The sequence below is a fragment of the Pantoea sp. E2023-21 genome, assembly GCF_051302795.1.
GTDB classification, from domain to species: Bacteria; Pseudomonadota; Gammaproteobacteria; order Enterobacterales; family Enterobacteriaceae; genus Pantoea; species Pantoea ludwigii_A.
This window is the reverse complement of sequence record NZ_CP195344.1, coordinates 2,075,923-2,092,010: the sequence shown is the minus strand read 5'-3', so window position 1 is coordinate 2,092,010 and position 16,088 is coordinate 2,075,923. Positions and strand designations below refer to the sequence as shown.

Below are 16,088 nucleotides of genomic sequence, written 5' to 3'. Positions count from 1 at the left end.
TTTACTCCTCTTCTTCCAGCATCAGTTTCCAGCCGGTGACATCATTCCAGTAGGCTTGCTCGCGCTCGAGATCCAACTGCACCAGCGTATTCTGGCTCAGGAAGCCGGCCGGAAAGGTCAGCGTCCAATGGCCGTCGTCGGTGCTGAGCTTGAGCGAATCCGGTTTTGTGGTCGCCTGGCGCTGATTATTCAGCAGCGTGCCAAGACGCAGCAGGAACACCATCGGCAGAAACTGTTTCTTTTTAAACAAGGTGAAACGGGGCATCTCATCCTGTTTCACCGCTTTGCGGTGATAACGTACCAGCGTGGCCAACAGCATCTGTTGATCCTGATTAAAGCCCGGCATGTTGGAGTTTTGCAGGATGTAGGCCGAATGGCGCTGCATGCCGCTGTGATTGATGGTCAATCCCACTTCGTGCAGCAGCGCCGCCCACTTCAGCAGCGCCGACAGCTGCGGATTGGCTTGTTTCGGATTTTGCTCCTGCCACTGCAGATAGAGCTTCTCCGTGGTTTCCAGCACGCGACGTGCCTGATCGCTGTCAATCGCGTAGTGATTTGCCAGGCTTTGCGCGGTGCGGCTGCGGATGTCCTGATGGCGGAAGCGGCCTTCCATCTCATACAGCACGCCCTCACGCAGTGCGCCGTCAGAGAGGCGCAGCTCGCGAATCGCTAACGCATCAAACACGCCACACAAAATCGCTAAGCCGGGTACAAACACCGCTTTACGCTCTTCCGACAAGCCCGGCAGGCTCAGCGCGTTGAAGGATTTGTGCTTCAGTACTTCGGTGGTAAGCAGTTCCAGCGTTTCTGGCGTAATCAGCTTCTCTTTTTCACCCATCGCCAGCAGCACTTCACAGGCCGCTTTGATAGAGCCCGATGCGCCCAGCGCATATTGCCAACCGTGCAGACGATATTGCCACGCCATGGTTTCGAGTTTCTGCGCTGCGGAGAGGCGCGCACGGCGGAAGTTTTCTGGCGTGATTTCGCCTTTCGGGAAGAAGAGATTGGCGAAGCTGACGCAGCCCATACGGCGGCTTTCCACTAGCTGCGGCTCAAAATCTTCACCAATCACCAGCTCGGTTGAGCCGCCGCCAATATCAATCACCAGCTTGCGACCTTTTTCCGGCTGAGTATGCTCCACGCCCATGAAAATCAGACGCGCTTCTTCGTTGCCGGAAATCACTTCGATCGGATAGGGAATCACCTCAGCCGCGCGCTGCAGGAACTCTTCCGCGTTACTGGCGATGCGCAGGGTGTGCGTGCCGACGATGGTGACGTTGGCGGGACTAAAGCCCTGCAAACGTTCGGCGAACAACGCCAGACAGCTCAGCCCGCGCTCAAACGCGTCTTCGCTCAGACGATTCTGTGCATCCAGCCCATCGGCCAGATGCACACGCTGTTTCAGGCGTCCCAGCACTTGCAAAGCGCCATCCACCACGCGGGCAATGACCATATGGAAGCTGTTCGAGCCGAGGTCGATTGCCGCGAACTCTTGAGGTTTCGGCGTACTTTTATGTGAGATTGGCATAGGCGTTATTCGGGTTGTTCCAGTTTCTTGATGTAGTCGTAAATGGCCAGCTGCGAACGCACCTTTTTACGGTTGCCGCGCGGCACATAACGATTACTCAGCTCTTTGTCGACGATGCGGGCTTTCACCGTATCACTAAACAGAATGGCGATGATGTCCAGTATGCGTTGCTTCACGCGGGGATCAAGAATCGCTACGGCAACTTCAATGCGGTGATCAATGTTTCGCGTCATCCAGTCCGCGGAGGAGAGGAACACCTTTTTCTCGCCGCCGTTCTCAAAAATATAGACGCGGTCGTGCTCGAGATAGCGGTCAACGATGCTGGTAATGCGAATATTTTCACTGATGCCCGGCAAATCAGGAATGAGCGAACACATGCCGCGCACCAGCAGATTCACTTTTACACCTGCCGATGAGGCGGCATACAAACGATCAACTAATCCGTTATCCACCAGATTATTGATCTTCAGAGTAATTCCTGCAGGATTGCCTTGCTGCGCGTTGGCAATCTCCGCATCAATAAACCGATACAACACGTCGCGCGAGTTCTGCGGTGAAACCAGCAGATGTTCGAAGGTCACTGGGCGATAGGGATTCTCAATAAAGTTGAACACGCGCCGCACTTCATTGGTGATACGCGCATCAGCGGTCAGCAATGAATAGTCAGTATAAATGCGCGCGGTTTTTTCGTTGAAGTTCCCGGTGCCGATATGCGCATAACGCACGACTTCTTCGCCTTCACGGCGCGAAATCAGGAACAGCTTGGCGTGAATTTTCAGACCCGGCGCGGAGAAGATTACATGTACGCCCGCTTCGGTCAGGCGTTTCGCCCAGCGGATGTTGGCCTCTTCATCGAAGCGCGCCTGCAGTTCAACCACCACCGTGACTTTCTTACCGTTATAGGCGGCGTGAATCATCGCATCCATAATGCGCGAGTTTTTCGCCACGCGGTAAATGTTGATCTTAATCGCCAGCACGTTCGGGTCGAACGAGGCCTGACGCAGCAGCTCCAGCACATGCTCAAAGGTGTGATACGGGTAATAGAGCAACACATCGCGATTACGGATGGCGTCAAAACCGTTGCGGAAGCCGTCAAAACCGATGTGGCGAATCTGCGGCAGCGGACGGTTTTCCAGATTGCTTTTACCCACGTTCGGGAAACCGATGAAATCTTTGAAGTTATGATAGCGGCCACCTGGCACAATCGAATCGTAGTTCGAGATCGACAGCTTATGGCGCAGCATTTCCACCATCGCATCAGGCATATCGCGCTGATAAACGAAACGAACGGGCTCAGCATTGAGACGCTGCTTCAGGCTCGACGACATCAGCTCCAGCAGGCTCGATTCCATCTCCGTCACCAAATCGTATTCGGCGTCGCGCGTCATCTTCATTGAATAGGCATTCAGCGTATCGTAATCGAAGAAGCCTTTGAAAATTTCATCAAGGCAATAGCGCAGAATGTTGTCCAACAGAATCATTGGTTTGCGGCGGCGCGGTGATTCAGCGGGCAAGTTAATAAAGCGCGGTACCTTATCCGACGGGATCTCCAGCAGCGCATAACGAATATCGTCGCCGCGAATGATCTCCACCGCCAGATAGGTGTAATCGTCTTTAAGGAATTCAATCAGGTCAGTGTCATGGTTGATCAGAATTGGCGTAACGTGCTGGCGTAATTGATGTTTGAAGTAATAACGCAGCCACTCTTGCTGATTCGGTGACAACTGGCGTTCGTTAATCAGGAAGATCTGATTACGCGCCATTTCCAGCAGCAGATCGTTGTAGAGTGCATCAAACTCTTGATCCGATTTCTGTACGCGCAGCTGAATTTTCTTTAACAGATGACGCAGAGAAGTCGGTTTGCCTTGCTCTTCGATGATCAGAATTCGCCGTTTAAGATCGGCAAAGCGGACTTTATAGAACTCTTCGAGGTTATTGGAATAAATTCCCAGGAAGCGCATACGCTCAATCAGCGGATTACTTTTATCCGAGGCTTCCTGTAACACACGTTCATTGAAGCTTAACCAGCTTAATTCTTTTTCTATATACAGCTTATCCTGACCCATTCTGACTCCGTGATGCTGTTGCTGGACGGAATGTCCGGCGGAAAAGGCGCAAAAATGCGTTACCGCTCAGTGTCCACCACCATTATGGCGAGAGTATGGCAGGCTTGTCCAACGTCAAAGGTTGTCTTATCAATCAGCTACGGGCAACATAGCGACTTGTTTCCATCGGTAACCTGGCCTGCATGAGCATAAATCGAATTCCCGTCCACTTTAGCGACCGTCGTCGACGCGCCACTGATAATTTAGTGCGCCGTATCGTCACGGCTTGCGGCGTGGGAATTTTGTTGCTGATGTTACTGCTTTTCTTCTGGCTGATCTGGGTGGTATTACCGCTGTTTAGCGCGCCGGGTATGCAGGCCACCACCCCTATTCAGCTGTGGGACAAAGCCCCAATGCTGGCGATGGGCAGCGACGGTCATCTGGGCTGGCGCATTAGCCGCAACGAAGCACGCTTTATTCCGCTGGATGGCCAACCTGCCGCACCCGCGCTGGCGCTGAATGGTAAGCCCGATGCAGCCAGCGTCAGCAGCGATAACCGCAGCGTGCTGCTCAATATGCAGGGCGAACTGCTATTAATGCAACCGGATATCCGCAACGGCAGCGGCGAATGGCGTTTCCCGCTGGGGGATCGTCCGCTGCGCTTACCGCAAGGCCCGGTCAGTAACATGGCGTTGACCTCACTCAGCGACCATCAATGGCTGATTGCCGCGCAAACCGCAGCGGGTATCAGCCTGCTGACGCTGCAAAATCAACAAAAAGTGAATCAGATCCTGTTAACACAGCAGCAGGCCGATCATCTGCTGTTGTCGCCGGACGGCACCTTACTCTACGCCAGCAGTGGGCGCTTGCTGCGCGTGTGGCACATCACGCCGGATGGCGCGCAGTTACGCGAAACGCAAACCCTCAACCTGGTGCCGCAAAGCCTGCATATGCTGGCCGGCGGACGAACGTTGTTAGTTCAGGATGCGCAGGGCGTACATCAATGGTTTGCTATCGCCAGTGATAAAGGGCCGCGTCTGCAACAGATTCATACCTTCAACGGCAGCCAGCATGCGCGCGGCATTACGCCAGAATCGCAGCGCCGCGTGTTTGCGACTTACGATGAGCAGGGCACTGTTCAGCTGTTTGCCAGCAAGCAGCAGGGCGCGATCTTAACGCGTCAGCTGGCGCCGGGCATTCAGGCGCTGGCGTTCGCGCCGCGCGGTGATGCTTTGATCGTCGAACGCGCGGGACAATGGCAACAGTTCGCGCTGGATAATCCGTGGCCGGATTTTACCTGGCGCAACCTGTGGCAGAAAATCTGGTACGAAAATTATCCGCAGGCTGATTGGGTCTGGCAATCCACGGCGGCGGGCGACAGCTATCAAGCCAAGTTCAGTTTAATGCCGCTGGTGCTCGGCACGCTGAAAGCCGCCAGTCTGGCGTTATTGTTTGCCACGCCGCTGGCGCTGGCCGCTGCGATGTACACCGCGTGGTTTATGTCGCCAGGTTTACGTCGCTGGGTTAAACCCGCCATCGAAATGATGGGCGCGCTGCCAAGCGTGGTCATTGGTTTAATCGCGGGCGTTTGGCTGGCGCCACATATCAGCACCTCGCTGGTCGGCGTTTTGCTCCTGCCGCCTGTCCTCGCCGCCACATTATTACTGTGTGGAGTGCTGAGCCCGCGTTTGCCTGCCAGCTGGCGACGTCCCGGTTTTGAAGTGATTCTGCTGCTGCCTGTGCTGTTAGTCGTGACGTTACTGACGCTGTGGCTGCCGACGCTGTTTTGGCCGGAGATGGGCGAGCGTTTAGCGCATTACGAACAGCGCAACCTGCTGGTGGCCGCGCTGGCGATGGGGTTCGCGCTGATTCCGCTGATTTTCACCTTATCGGAAGATGCGTTGTTCAGCGTACCCGGCGCGCTCGGGCAGGGCTCGCTGGCGCTGGGTGCCACGCCGTGGCAAACCCTAACGCGCGTAGTGCTGCCGGGTGCATCGGCGGGCATCTTTGCTGCATTGATGATTGGCTTTGGTCGCGCAGTCGGCGAGACAATGATTGTACTGATGGCGACCGGCAACACGCCCGTCAGCGAAGGCGGCTTATTTGCTGGACTGCGTGCGCTCTCCGCCAACATCGCCATTGAGATGCCCGAAGCCGCAGCAGGCAGCGCGCATTACCGCATTCTGTTCCTCAGTGCGTTGTTACTGTTGATATTTACGTTAGTGATCAACACCATCGCCGAGTTGATTCGTCAGCGCCTGCGTCAACGCTATAGCCAGCATGAGGGGCACGGATGACGGCGATGAAACAAAATGATCGCTGGCGCTGGCTCACCGCCGGGGCTGTCGCGGTGTGCCTGCTGGCGTTTACCTTGCTGATTGGCCTGCTGGGCTGGCAGGGCGTGCGCGCCTTTTGGCCGCAGCCGGTCGATCAATATCAGTTCCAGCCGCCGGAAGGCAATGCGCTGATGGTATTGGGCGAAACGCTGGACAAACAGCAGCAGGGCGTGCAGTGGCGCTATGTGGTGAAAACCGGCAACCGCGATTTTGCCGCGCCCGATTTTCGCGTGCTTTACAGCCAGGGCGAAGCGAAAACCCGTCGTCCTAATGATGTGTTGGTGCTGCAGCGTCGCAACGGCGGCAATGCCTATGGCTGGCTGGTGGAGCTGCGCCAGGATAATGAAGTGATGACAGCGCACAGCCGCGATGCCTTGCTACATCAGCGTTTGCAGCAGGTACATGAGCAACTGCGGCAGGCGAGTAAAATCCGCCGCATTGAGATGGCGCGCCTTAACGCACAACTGGAAAGTCTGAAGCAGCAGGCCGATGAGCAGCAGCGTGACGGTACCTTTAGCCTGGAAATGCAGTCTGAGTTTGAGGCCAATCGCACGGCACTACAGCGGCGCTTCAATGCGCTGGCGCAGCAGTTAACGCATCTGCAACACGAAAGTCAGCGCGATACGCTGGTGTTGCGCGATGTGAACGGCGTGGATCACATCATCCCGTTGGCGCAAGTCGTTGCAGCGTGGTATCCGAATACCATGACGTTGACCAATAAAACGCTGCACTTCTTCAGCCAGATTTGGCAATTCATCAGCGACTCCCCGACGTCTGGTGGCGGTGAAAGCGGTGCGTTTCCGGCAATTTTTGGCACCGTGCTGATGGTGCTGTTGATGTCGATTATCGTCATGCCGCTCGGCGTCATCGCTGCGGTGTGGCTGCACGAATATGCTGGGCGCAATGCGCTGACGCGGCTGGTGCGCATTGCGGTGGTGAATCTCGCGGGGGTGCCATCGATTGTCTACGGCGTGTTTGGCCTCGGTTTCTTTGTCTGGCTGATTGGCGGCACCCTCGATCAGCTATTCTTCTCCCGTACCTTACCCAATCCGACCTTTGGCACGCCGGGCTTGCTGTGGGCCGCGTTAACGCTGGCGCTGCTCACGCTGCCGGTGGTGATCGTTGCCACCGAAGAGGGATTATCACGGATTCCGGATAATCTGCGTCAGGGATCGCTGGCGCTGGGCGCAACCCAGGCGGAAACGCTGTGGCGCGTGGTGCTGCCGCTGGCGGTACCGGCAATGCTGACCGGCTTGATTCTGGCGGTGGCGCGTGCTGCTGGTGAAACTGCGCCGCTAATGTTGGTGGGTGTGGTGAAAATGGTACCGGAACTGCCGGTTGACGCGGTCTTCCCTTATCTGCACCTTGATCGCAAATTTATGCACCTCGGTTTTCAGATCTACGATTTGGCTTTCCAGAGCCCCAACATTGATGCTGATCGACCGCTGGTTTACGCCACCGCCTTGTTGCTGGTGGTGATCATCCTGTCGCTCAATCTGCTGGCGATGGCACTGCGCCATCGACTGCGTGAGCGTTACCGGCTTATGACGCACTAAAAAGGTTTTTGATGACGCCCGATTACGACATTGCCCTGAGCGTTAATCAGCTGTCGCTGTGGTATGGCGAACGCCAGGCGCTAAATAACATCGATCTGCAGATCCCGAAAAACCGCATCACGGCGTTGATTGGTCCCTCCGGCTGCGGAAAATCGACGCTGTTGCGCTGCTTTAATCGCATGAATGATGTGATTGATCGCTGCCGTATTGAGGGCGAGATTCTGCTCGATAATTACGCGGTGATGCAGGCCAATCAGGATCTTCCCGCACTGCGCCGCCGTATTGGCATGGTATTTCAGCGACCGAATCCGTTCCCCAAATCGATTTACGAAAACGTGGTGTATGGCCTGCGCTTGCAGGGCGTGCGCGATCGTCGTGTGCTGAATGAAGCCTGTGAGCGCGCGCTGCGTGCCGCGGCATTGTGGGGTGAAGTGAAAGACCAGCTGGGACAAAACGCGTTAACGCTCTCCAACGGCCAGCAGCAGCGTTTGGTGATTGCGCGCGCCATTGCGATTGAGCCGGAAGTGTTGCTGCTGGACGAACCCACCTCGGCACTGGATCCGATTTCAACGCTGGTGATTGAGGAGTTGATGACCACGCTGAAGCAGCATTTCACGCTGGTGCTGGTGACGCACAATATGCAGCAGGCAGCCCGCGTGTCGGATTACACCGCGTTTATGCATAACGGGCAACTGGTGGAGTTTGACGAAACCGACCGCATCTTCACCTCGCCAAAAGCGCGACGCACCGAAGATTACATTACGGGAAGGTTTGGTTAAAAAAGTCTGCGATTCGTAGCGGCGCAATTTATTGCGCAATGTCTGGATCGGCACGATGGTGCCATCGAAATGCGCGATAAATCGCGCCGCTACGGAATATGCATATCATTCAGTCGTGGGCGTAACCCTGCGGCGGCAACGGCTGACCATCCAACCACGCTTTACCCTCACGCATCTGCAAACGCCCATCAACAAACCAGCTGATCACCAGCGGATAGATCGCGTGTTCCTGATGCTGCACGCGCGCGCTGATCTCGTCTTCGCTGTCGCCCGCAAACACTGGCACGCGCGCCTGCAAAATAATCGGACCGCCATCCAGCTCGTCAGTGACAAAATGCACCGAGGTGCCATGCTCCTCGTCGCCGTTTTCCAGCGCCTGACGATGCGTATGCAGGCCCGGGTATTTTGGCAGAAGCGAAGGATGGATGTTCACCAAACGATCGTGATAGTGCGCGACAAAAGCGCTGCTGAGGATGCGCATATAACCGGCGAGCACCACCACATCCGGTGCATAAGCATCAATCTCCTGCATCAGCTGGCGATCAAAGGCTTCACGGTCGGCAAAATCACTGGCGGCTAACGCATGCTGCGGGACATTGGCTTCCTGCGCACGCGTTAAACCATAGGCGCTGGCTTTATTACTGAAAACGGCAGCGACGCTGCCGTTAATACGCCCGCTTGCGCAGGCGTCGAGGATGGACTGAAGATTGCTTCCGTTGCCGGAGATCAGTACAACCAGTTTCTTCATGGATTGATAACCACACGCTCTTCAGAATCAGAAGCTTTAATCACACCGATTTTCCACGCTTTTTCGCCAGCGTCAGTCATCAGCTGTATCGCTTTATCCGCCTCTGCCGGGCTCAGCGCAATCACCATGCCCACGCCACAGTTAAAGGTGCGGTACATTTCGTGACGGCTGACGTTGCCAGCCTGCTGCAACCAGCTGAACACAGAAGGCCACTGCCAGCTGCTCTCTTCCAACACCGCCTGGGTGTTGTCTGGCAACACGCGCGGAATGTTTTCCCAGAAGCCGCCACCGGTCAGATGTGAAATCGCATGCACATCAACCTGCTCGATCAGGCTGAGAATGTTTTTCACATAGATACGGGTTGGCGCCAGCAGGTGATCGGCCAGTGATTTGCCATCCAGCTGTTTGGTCTCTGGATCGGTCTGGCTGACTTGCAGAATCTTGCGCACCAGCGAGTAACCGTTCGAGTGTGGACCGCTGGAACCCAGCGCGATCAGCACGTCGCCGTCCTGCACTTTCGAACCGTCAATGATTTCTGATTTTTCCACCACGCCGACGCAGAAACCGGCGACGTCGTAATCTTCGCCGTGGTACATGCCTGGCATTTCAGCGGTCTCGCCGCCTACTAGCGCGCAACCCGACTGCAAGCAACCTTCGGCGATGCCGGTGATGACCGATGAAGCGGTATCCACGTCCAGCTTGCCGGTCGCGTAATAATCGAGGAAGAACAGTGGCTCTGCACCTTGCACGATCAGGTCGTTGACACACATCGCGACCAGGTCAATACCGATGCTGTCGTGGCGTTTGAGATCCATTGCCAGACGCAGCTTGGTGCCGACGCCATCGGTTCCGGAGACCAGCACCGGCTCGCGGTACTTCTGCGGCAGCGCACAAAGCGCGCCGAATCCGCCCAATCCACCCATCACTTCCGGGCGGCGAGTTTTTTTCACTACGCCTTTAATACGGTCAACCAGATCGTTACCAGCATCAATATCAACACCGGCGTCTTTGTAGCTGAGAGAGGTTTTGTCGGTCACTGCGGAATCCCCACGCGAATTGCGGTTGGTGGCAAAAATTAAGCGCGGCAATTCTAACAGCGCAGGCAAACGTTTGCGAGTCCCATCTCATGCTGCCTTTGCACAGCGCTGAATTTTCGCCAATCCTTATTCCAGCGCGTAATGAATCGCCCCATTGACCAATGACATATGGCGCGGTGGTGAAAAGGCGGTATAATCCGGCGATTTTTTTTTAGCTCAACTCAATTCCGGGAGAACAATCATGAAGATCGTGGAAGTCAAACACCCGCTGGTCAAACATAAACTGGGCCTGATGCGTGAGCATGATATCAGCACCAAGCGTTTCCGCGAGCTGGCCTCGGAAGTGGGCAGCTTGCTGACCTATGAAGCCACCGCCGATCTGGAAACCGAGCGCGTGACGATCGAAGGCTGGAACGGCCCCGTTGAAATCGATCAGATCAAAGGTAAAAAAATCACCGTCGTGCCGATTCTGCGTGCGGGCCTCGGCATGATGGAAGGCGTGCTTGAGCATGTGCCGAGCGCACGTATCAGCGTGGTTGGCGTCTATCGTGATGAAGAGACGCTGGAGCCGGTACCGTATTTCCAGAAGCTGGTCTCGAACATTGAAGAGCGTCTGGCTTTGGTGGTCGATCCGATGCTGGCCACCGGTGGTTCAATGATTGCCACTATCGATCTGCTGAAGAAAGCCGGTTGCACCAGTATTAAAGTGTTAGTGCTGGTGGCGGCACCCGAAGGCATTGCGGCGCTGGAGAAAGCGCATCCGGATGTGGAGCTGTATACCGCGTCTATCGATCAGGGATTGAACGAAAAGGGATACATCATTCCCGGACTCGGCGATGCCGGGGACAAAATTTTCGGAACCAAATAAAGCAACCAGCCGGCCAGAGAGTCGGCTTTTTTTTGTCTAAAAACACAACAATGTCATCCTCGAGTTATTCGCGCTAGGGCAAGGCGGCAATCGCGTTCATCCCGATGAGCTTACTTCAGTAAGTGATTCGGGTGGACGGGAGCAGCCAACGCAGCCATAGCGCGAAGAACGAAGAGGATAGGGGATAATAATGACTCGTCGCGCTATTGGCGTTAACGAACGCCCGCCACTGCTGCAAACCATTCCACTCAGCCTGCAGCACCTGTTCGCCATGTTCGGCGCTACCGTGCTGGTGCCGATTCTTTTCCACATCAACCCGGCCACGGTGTTGCTGTTCAATGGCGTCGGCACGCTGCTTTATCTGTTCATCTGTAAAGGCAAAATCCCGGCTTACCTCGGCTCGAGCTTTGCCTTTATTTCGCCGGTGCTGCTGCTGTTGCCGCTGGGTTACGAAGTGGCGCTGGGCGGCTTTATCCTCTGCGGTTTTCTGTTCTGCGTGGTGGCGTTGATCGTGAAGAAAGCCGGTACCGGCTGGCTTGACGTGATGTTCCCTCCGGCGGCGATGGGCGCGATTGTCGCGGTTATCGGCCTTGAACTGGCGGGCGTGGCGGCGAACATGGCCGGTTTGCTGCCCGCTGAAGGCACATCGCCAGACAGCAAAACCGTGATCATCTCGATGGTGACGCTGGCGGTGACGGTATTTGGATCGGTGCTGTTTCGGGGCTTCCTCGCCATCATCCCGATTTTAGTCGGCGTGTTAGTCGGCTATGCGCTCTCTTATGCGATGGGTATTGTGGACTGGACAGCGGTAGAGAATGCGCCGTGGTTCGCACTGCCAACTTTCTATACGCCGCGTTTTGAGTGGGTGGCGATGCTGACCATTCTGCCAGCTGCGCTGGTGGTCATTGCCGAGCACGTCGGACATTTAGTCGTGACCGCCAACATCGTGAAGAAAGATCTGATCCGCGATCCGGGCCTGCACCGCTCAATGTTCGCCAACGGTTTATCCACCATGATCTCAGGCTTCTTCGGCTCCACGCCAAATACCACCTATGGCGAGAACATCGGCGTGATGGCGATAACTCGCGTGTATAGCACCTGGGTGATTGGCGGCGCGGCGATCTTTGCCATCCTGCTTTCATGCGTCGGCAAGCTGGCGGCGGCGATTCAGGCCGTTCCTGTACCGGTGATGGGCGGCGTATCGCTGCTGCTGTATGGCGTGATTGGCGCGTCGGGTATTCGCGTATTGATCGAATCTAAAGTGGATTACAACAAAGCGCAGAACCTGATCCTGACCTCGGTGATCCTGATCATCGGCGTGAGCGGTGCCAAAGTGCACATTGGCGCAGCAGAGTTGAAAGGCATGGCGCTGGCGACCATTGTTGGCGTTGGCTTGGCTCTGATCTTCCGTTTAATCAGCGTATTACGTCCAGAAGAAGTGGTGCTGGACGCGGAAGAGAAGCGCGAAAGTTAAAGCGGCAAGCCGGGCAGGGAAGCCCGGTTCATCTCCGGCAAAGATCGTGATAAACTTGCGCGGTTTTCTGCCCGCTCATCCGTTGAGGTACTTCTGAACACGCCGGCACAGCTCTCATTGCCACTCTATTTACCCGATGATGAAACCTTCGCCAGTTTCTGGCCGGGGGAAAACACGTCTCTGCTGGCGGCGCTGCAAGGCGCACTCTCTCAGCAACACGGTAGCTATCTCTATTTCTGGTCGCGCGAAGGCGGTGGCCGCAGTCATCTGCTGCACGCAGCCTGTGCGGAACTCTCGGCGCGCGGCGAAGCGGTGGGCTATGTGCCGCTGGATAAACGCACCTGGTTTGTGCCGGAGGTGCTGGAAGGAATGGAGAATCTGGCGCTGGTGTGCATCGACAATATCGAATGCATCGCGGGTGATCCAGAGTGGGAAATGGCGATATTTGATCTCTACAATCGCATTCTGGAAATCGGTAAAACGCGGTTGCTGATTACCGGCGATCGACCGCCGCGCCAACTGAATCTCGGCTTACCGGATCTGGCTTCACGCCTCGATTGGGGGCAAATCTACCGTTTACAGCCGCTGTCTGATGACGACAAATTACAGGCAATGCAGCTGCGTGCCGGATTACGGGGCTTTGAGCTGCCGGAAGATGTCGGGCGCTTCCTGCTGAAACGCCTCGACCGTGAGATGCGCACGCTGTTTGATACGCTGGATCGCCTCGATCGTGCCTCCATTAGCGCCCAGCGCAAACTCACCATTCCGTTTGTTAAGGAAGCGCTTGATCTTTAACTCATTGTAACGAATGGATTTAAGCTGAATTAACCGCGCCACATGCCGTAGCGACGCAATTCATTGCGCGATAAATCGCGCCGCTACGGAACGTGCGATGATTTATTCACTGCTTAAGCGATCGGCATCAAGCCATGAATGGCGACCCTACGTGCGCGGTTTTCGTAGGGTGCGCATTTATGCGCACCTGGACATTATCCCTTCTGATACACCTTGAAGCGTTTCTGTAGTTCACGGAACTGATCGATGCGTGCGTCATAGCGCGCCTGTTTTAGGCTGCCGAGCGGTACTTGTGCGCTGGCGCTGCTCAAGGTGGAAATCGCCTGATCGAGCTGCCCGTTGAGTGCCAAACCTTCAGCGCGCGCCGACAGTTCTTCATCGCGTAAACCCTGCGCCGCAGAGGCTTGCGCCAGCAGATCAAAGGCGTTGACATCGTCCGGATGGGCAAAGGTATAGCGATTGAGGATGCGGCTGGCGTTGGCTGGCTGCTTCGCTTCGACATAGGCGTTAGCCAGGTTCAACTGCAGAACTGGATTGGTGCTGCTGCCTTTAGCGCTGCTTAGCATGGCGATCGCCTGCTGCGGCTGATTCAGCCCGATGTCGATGTCGGTCATGATATCAAGGAACCAGACGTTATCCGGCTGCTTCGCCAGCAGCGGGGCGATCACACGTTTGGCGCTATCAAAGCTTTTCGCCTGCAGGAACTGCACCGCTTTGCCGTATTGTGCCGCCTGCTGTTCACGCACGTTGCCTTTGGCATATTCATTCAACAGATCATCGGTCAGCTGATTGCGGCCAGTGGAATACATGCCGAGCGAACGCACCTTGGCCATGTAAAAATCCTGCGACGACTGCACCACCACCGGACGCATCTGGTTAGCGCGGTTGCGCGCATCGGCGAGGCGGCTATCGGGTAACGGGTGCGTCAGCAAAATCTCCGGAGGCTTGGAGGAGAAGCGGCTCTGGTCCGCCAGCTTCTGCAGGAAAGTCGGCATGGCTTGTGGATCGAATCCGGCGCGTTGCAGCACCTGGATGCCAATGCGATCGGCTTCCTGTTCGTTGCCTTGGGTAAAGCTGATAATGCCTTGCTGCGCGCCCGCCAGCGTACCGGTCAGCGCTGCCATCCCCGCTTGCGGACTGGCCATCGCGAGCAGAATCGAACCCAACGCGCCCACCCACGTCAGTGGCGCATTGCGTCTCTGCTCTTCCATGGCGCGCGCCAGATGACGCTGGGTCACATGCGAAATTTCGTGTGCCATTACCGATGCCAGCTGGCTTTCATTATCGGTATAGCGGAACAGCGACGAATGCAGCACCACGTTGCCGCCGAAGAAGGCGAAGGCATTGAGTTCATCGTTCTGAATCAGAAAGAAGTGAAAGGGCGTGCGGACGGAATTAGCGTGAGCCACCAAACGCTGGCCAAGTTCGTTAATATATTGATTTAACAGCGGATCGTTAATCAGAGGCGCACTGGCGCGCAGTTGGCGTACGTAGAAGTCGCCCATCTGCAGTTCCTGATTAATCGACAGCGTGGAACCTGCTGTGGTGCCCATATCGGGCAGCGTATCACTGACGTCGGCACGCGCACTGGGCGCTGACGTCAGCAGCAGCGTAGGAATAAGGGCCGCCAGTACTGATTTTTTCAACCGGTTAAACATGCCTTGATCCTGTAAAAGTCACCCGAATTTGGACAGGTACGTTGTTCAAATGTTCTGCGTCTATTTTCTGTGTGCAGCGCGTTCTATCTTAACCACACCGCGGCGACAAGCAAATGATGAAGCTTAAGGGTTTTTAAATGAAAAAAGGTTACAGCATGGCGAAATTGCCGCAAAAAATTGAATATGAGAGAGCGAGTTAACCAGAGTTGTCCGCGCACAAAAGTTAAAGTTACGTAAAGTTGCTCAAAATTATTGAATTTGGCATGAAATTTTCCAGGTTTACTCTGAAAAGTAGTGGTAAATCAGTGGTTTTGGCCCGCTTTATCCATCAAGAATTTTAATCGTGAAGCCAACATGAAAAGCAGTTTATACAGTTATTATTGGCTATATTTTAAACGCACGTAAACTTACTCCTGATGGATTGTGATAACCCTTTCACGGCCAGCCATTTCTTAACTCTCCCCAATGCGACAATCGAAAAGCTTTTTCAATTAGCCGAGCTAATTATTTTTCCCGCAACCATTGAGCCGGACAGCCCATCACTACAGGACTTTTGCCCTGCTCACGCTGTGGTATAGATAAAGCACTTTTTTCAAACGGACTGTGAATTGACGCGCAGTGTAAGCCGGAGAGTTTTTATGCGTTCTGTAGTTTCATACGCCCTGATCGCGATTGTCGGTGGCTTTGTTGGCGCCACCGTGAGCAAAGGTGATGATTTGTATCAGCGTGTTGTCAGCCATTTCTCGTCTGAACCCAGCGATCCCAACGGCTTCTGGAGCACGCCTGCCGTCGAAGGCTACGGCAAAATCCATTATGAAGCTGATGCGGCATTCAAGCCGGTGGTCGGTTTAAGTAACAAAATCGTGTTTCAAATCACCCGCAGCGAAGGAGATATGAAGCGTCCGAACCTCGGACTGGAACGCGTAGCGCGCGTGGTGAATCTCTACATCGCCTCGGGCGTACCGGCCGATGATCTGCATTTTGTGGTGTCGGTCACCGGTGATGCCACACCTGCGATGCTGGATAACGCGCATTTCCAACAATTCTATAAGGCCGACAACCCTAATCTGGCGCTGATTGGCGCGCTGAATAAGTTGGGCGTGAAAGTTTCGGTGTGCGATCAGTCGGTCGCGTTCCATCACTTCCCGAAAGCGTGGATCGACCAATCAGTGATTCATGCACTCTCCAGCCCGACCACCGTGTCGACGTTGGAAAATCAGGGTTATGCACTCTTACAGATGTAAATTTCAGGCACAGGAGAAGT

At 55.2% G+C, this 16,088-nt stretch carries 12 protein-coding genes; 7 read left to right on the top strand and 5 right to left on the bottom strand.

Annotated elements, in window-relative coordinates; all coding sequences use genetic code 11:
* Nucleotide 1: 1 nt before the first annotated feature.
* Nucleotides 2-1,528, bottom strand: coding sequence for an exopolyphosphatase (ppx, locus tag ACRQ84_RS09865; RefSeq protein ID WP_483815958.1), 1,527 nt, complete (start codon nt 1,526-1,528; stop codon nt 2-4).
* Between the two features lie 5 nt (nt 1,529-1,533).
* Entirely contained in the window at nt 1,534-3,594 is a 2,061-nt protein-coding gene (gene ppk1 / locus ACRQ84_RS09860; RefSeq protein WP_064739535.1) for a polyphosphate kinase 1, read from the bottom strand.
* Nucleotides 3,595-3,776: 182 nt separating this feature from the next.
* Between ppk1 and ACRQ84_RS09855 the strand changes: the two genes are divergently transcribed.
* Genes ACRQ84_RS09855 through pstB form a run of 3 tightly spaced genes read left to right on the top strand, consistent with a single transcriptional unit; the run spans nt 3,777 to nt 8,244 of the window.
* Nucleotides 3,777-5,870, top strand: a complete 2,094-nt coding sequence (locus tag ACRQ84_RS09855; RefSeq protein ID WP_064739534.1) for an ABC transporter permease subunit — start codon at nt 3,777-3,779, stop codon at nt 5,868-5,870.
* On the top strand, nt 5,867-7,465 hold the full coding sequence (gene pstA, locus ACRQ84_RS09850) for a phosphate ABC transporter permease PstA (RefSeq protein ID WP_483815957.1): 1,599 nt from the start codon (nt 5,867-5,869) through the stop codon (nt 7,463-7,465). Before ACRQ84_RS09855 ends, pstA begins: the two co-directional genes overlap by 4 nt.
* 11 nt (nt 7,466-7,476) lie before the next feature.
* On the top strand, nt 7,477-8,244 hold the full coding sequence (gene pstB / locus ACRQ84_RS09845) for a phosphate ABC transporter ATP-binding protein PstB (RefSeq protein WP_064739532.1): 768 nt from the start codon (nt 7,477-7,479) through the stop codon (nt 8,242-8,244).
* A gap of 109 nt (nt 8,245-8,353) precedes the next feature.
* Here pstB and purN read toward each other — a convergent pair whose 3' ends face one another.
* Nucleotides 8,354-8,992: a phosphoribosylglycinamide formyltransferase gene (purN, locus tag ACRQ84_RS09840; RefSeq protein WP_483815956.1), complete on the bottom strand. Its 639-nt coding sequence runs from the start codon at nt 8,990-8,992 to the stop codon at nt 8,354-8,356.
* Entirely contained in the window at nt 8,989-10,029 is a 1,041-nt protein-coding gene (gene purM / locus ACRQ84_RS09835) for a phosphoribosylformylglycinamidine cyclo-ligase (protein WP_483815955.1), read from the bottom strand. Before purM ends, purN begins: the two co-directional genes overlap by 4 nt.
* Before the next feature lie 241 nt (nt 10,030-10,270).
* Here purM and upp point away from each other — a divergent pair, with 241 nt between their 5' ends.
* From upp to hda, 3 genes are all read left to right on the top strand, one after another.
* Nucleotides 10,271-10,897: a uracil phosphoribosyltransferase gene (upp, locus tag ACRQ84_RS09830; RefSeq protein WP_008108331.1), complete on the top strand. Its 627-nt coding sequence runs from the start codon at nt 10,271-10,273 to the stop codon at nt 10,895-10,897.
* A gap of 190 nt (nt 10,898-11,087) precedes the next feature.
* Nucleotides 11,088-12,371, top strand: a complete 1,284-nt coding sequence (uraA, locus tag ACRQ84_RS09825) for a uracil permease (RefSeq protein WP_483815954.1) — start codon at nt 11,088-11,090, stop codon at nt 12,369-12,371.
* A gap of 93 nt (nt 12,372-12,464) precedes the next feature.
* Nucleotides 12,465-13,166, top strand: a complete 702-nt coding sequence (hda, locus tag ACRQ84_RS09820) for a DnaA inactivator Hda (protein ID WP_483817913.1) — start codon at nt 12,465-12,467, stop codon at nt 13,164-13,166.
* A gap of 194 nt (nt 13,167-13,360) precedes the next feature.
* Here the strand turns inward: hda and ACRQ84_RS09815 are convergent, their stop codons facing one another.
* A complete protein-coding gene (locus ACRQ84_RS09815) occupies nt 13,361-14,824 on the bottom strand; it encodes a beta-barrel assembly-enhancing protease (RefSeq protein WP_483815953.1) in 1,464 nt (487 codons plus the stop codon).
* 638 nt (nt 14,825-15,462) lie between these two features.
* Here ACRQ84_RS09815 and ACRQ84_RS09810 point away from each other — a divergent pair.
* Nucleotides 15,463-16,068: a DsrE family protein gene (locus ACRQ84_RS09810; protein WP_483815952.1), complete on the top strand. Its 606-nt coding sequence runs from the start codon at nt 15,463-15,465 to the stop codon at nt 16,066-16,068.
* The last annotated feature ends 20 nt before the right edge of the window (nt 16,069-16,088 follow it).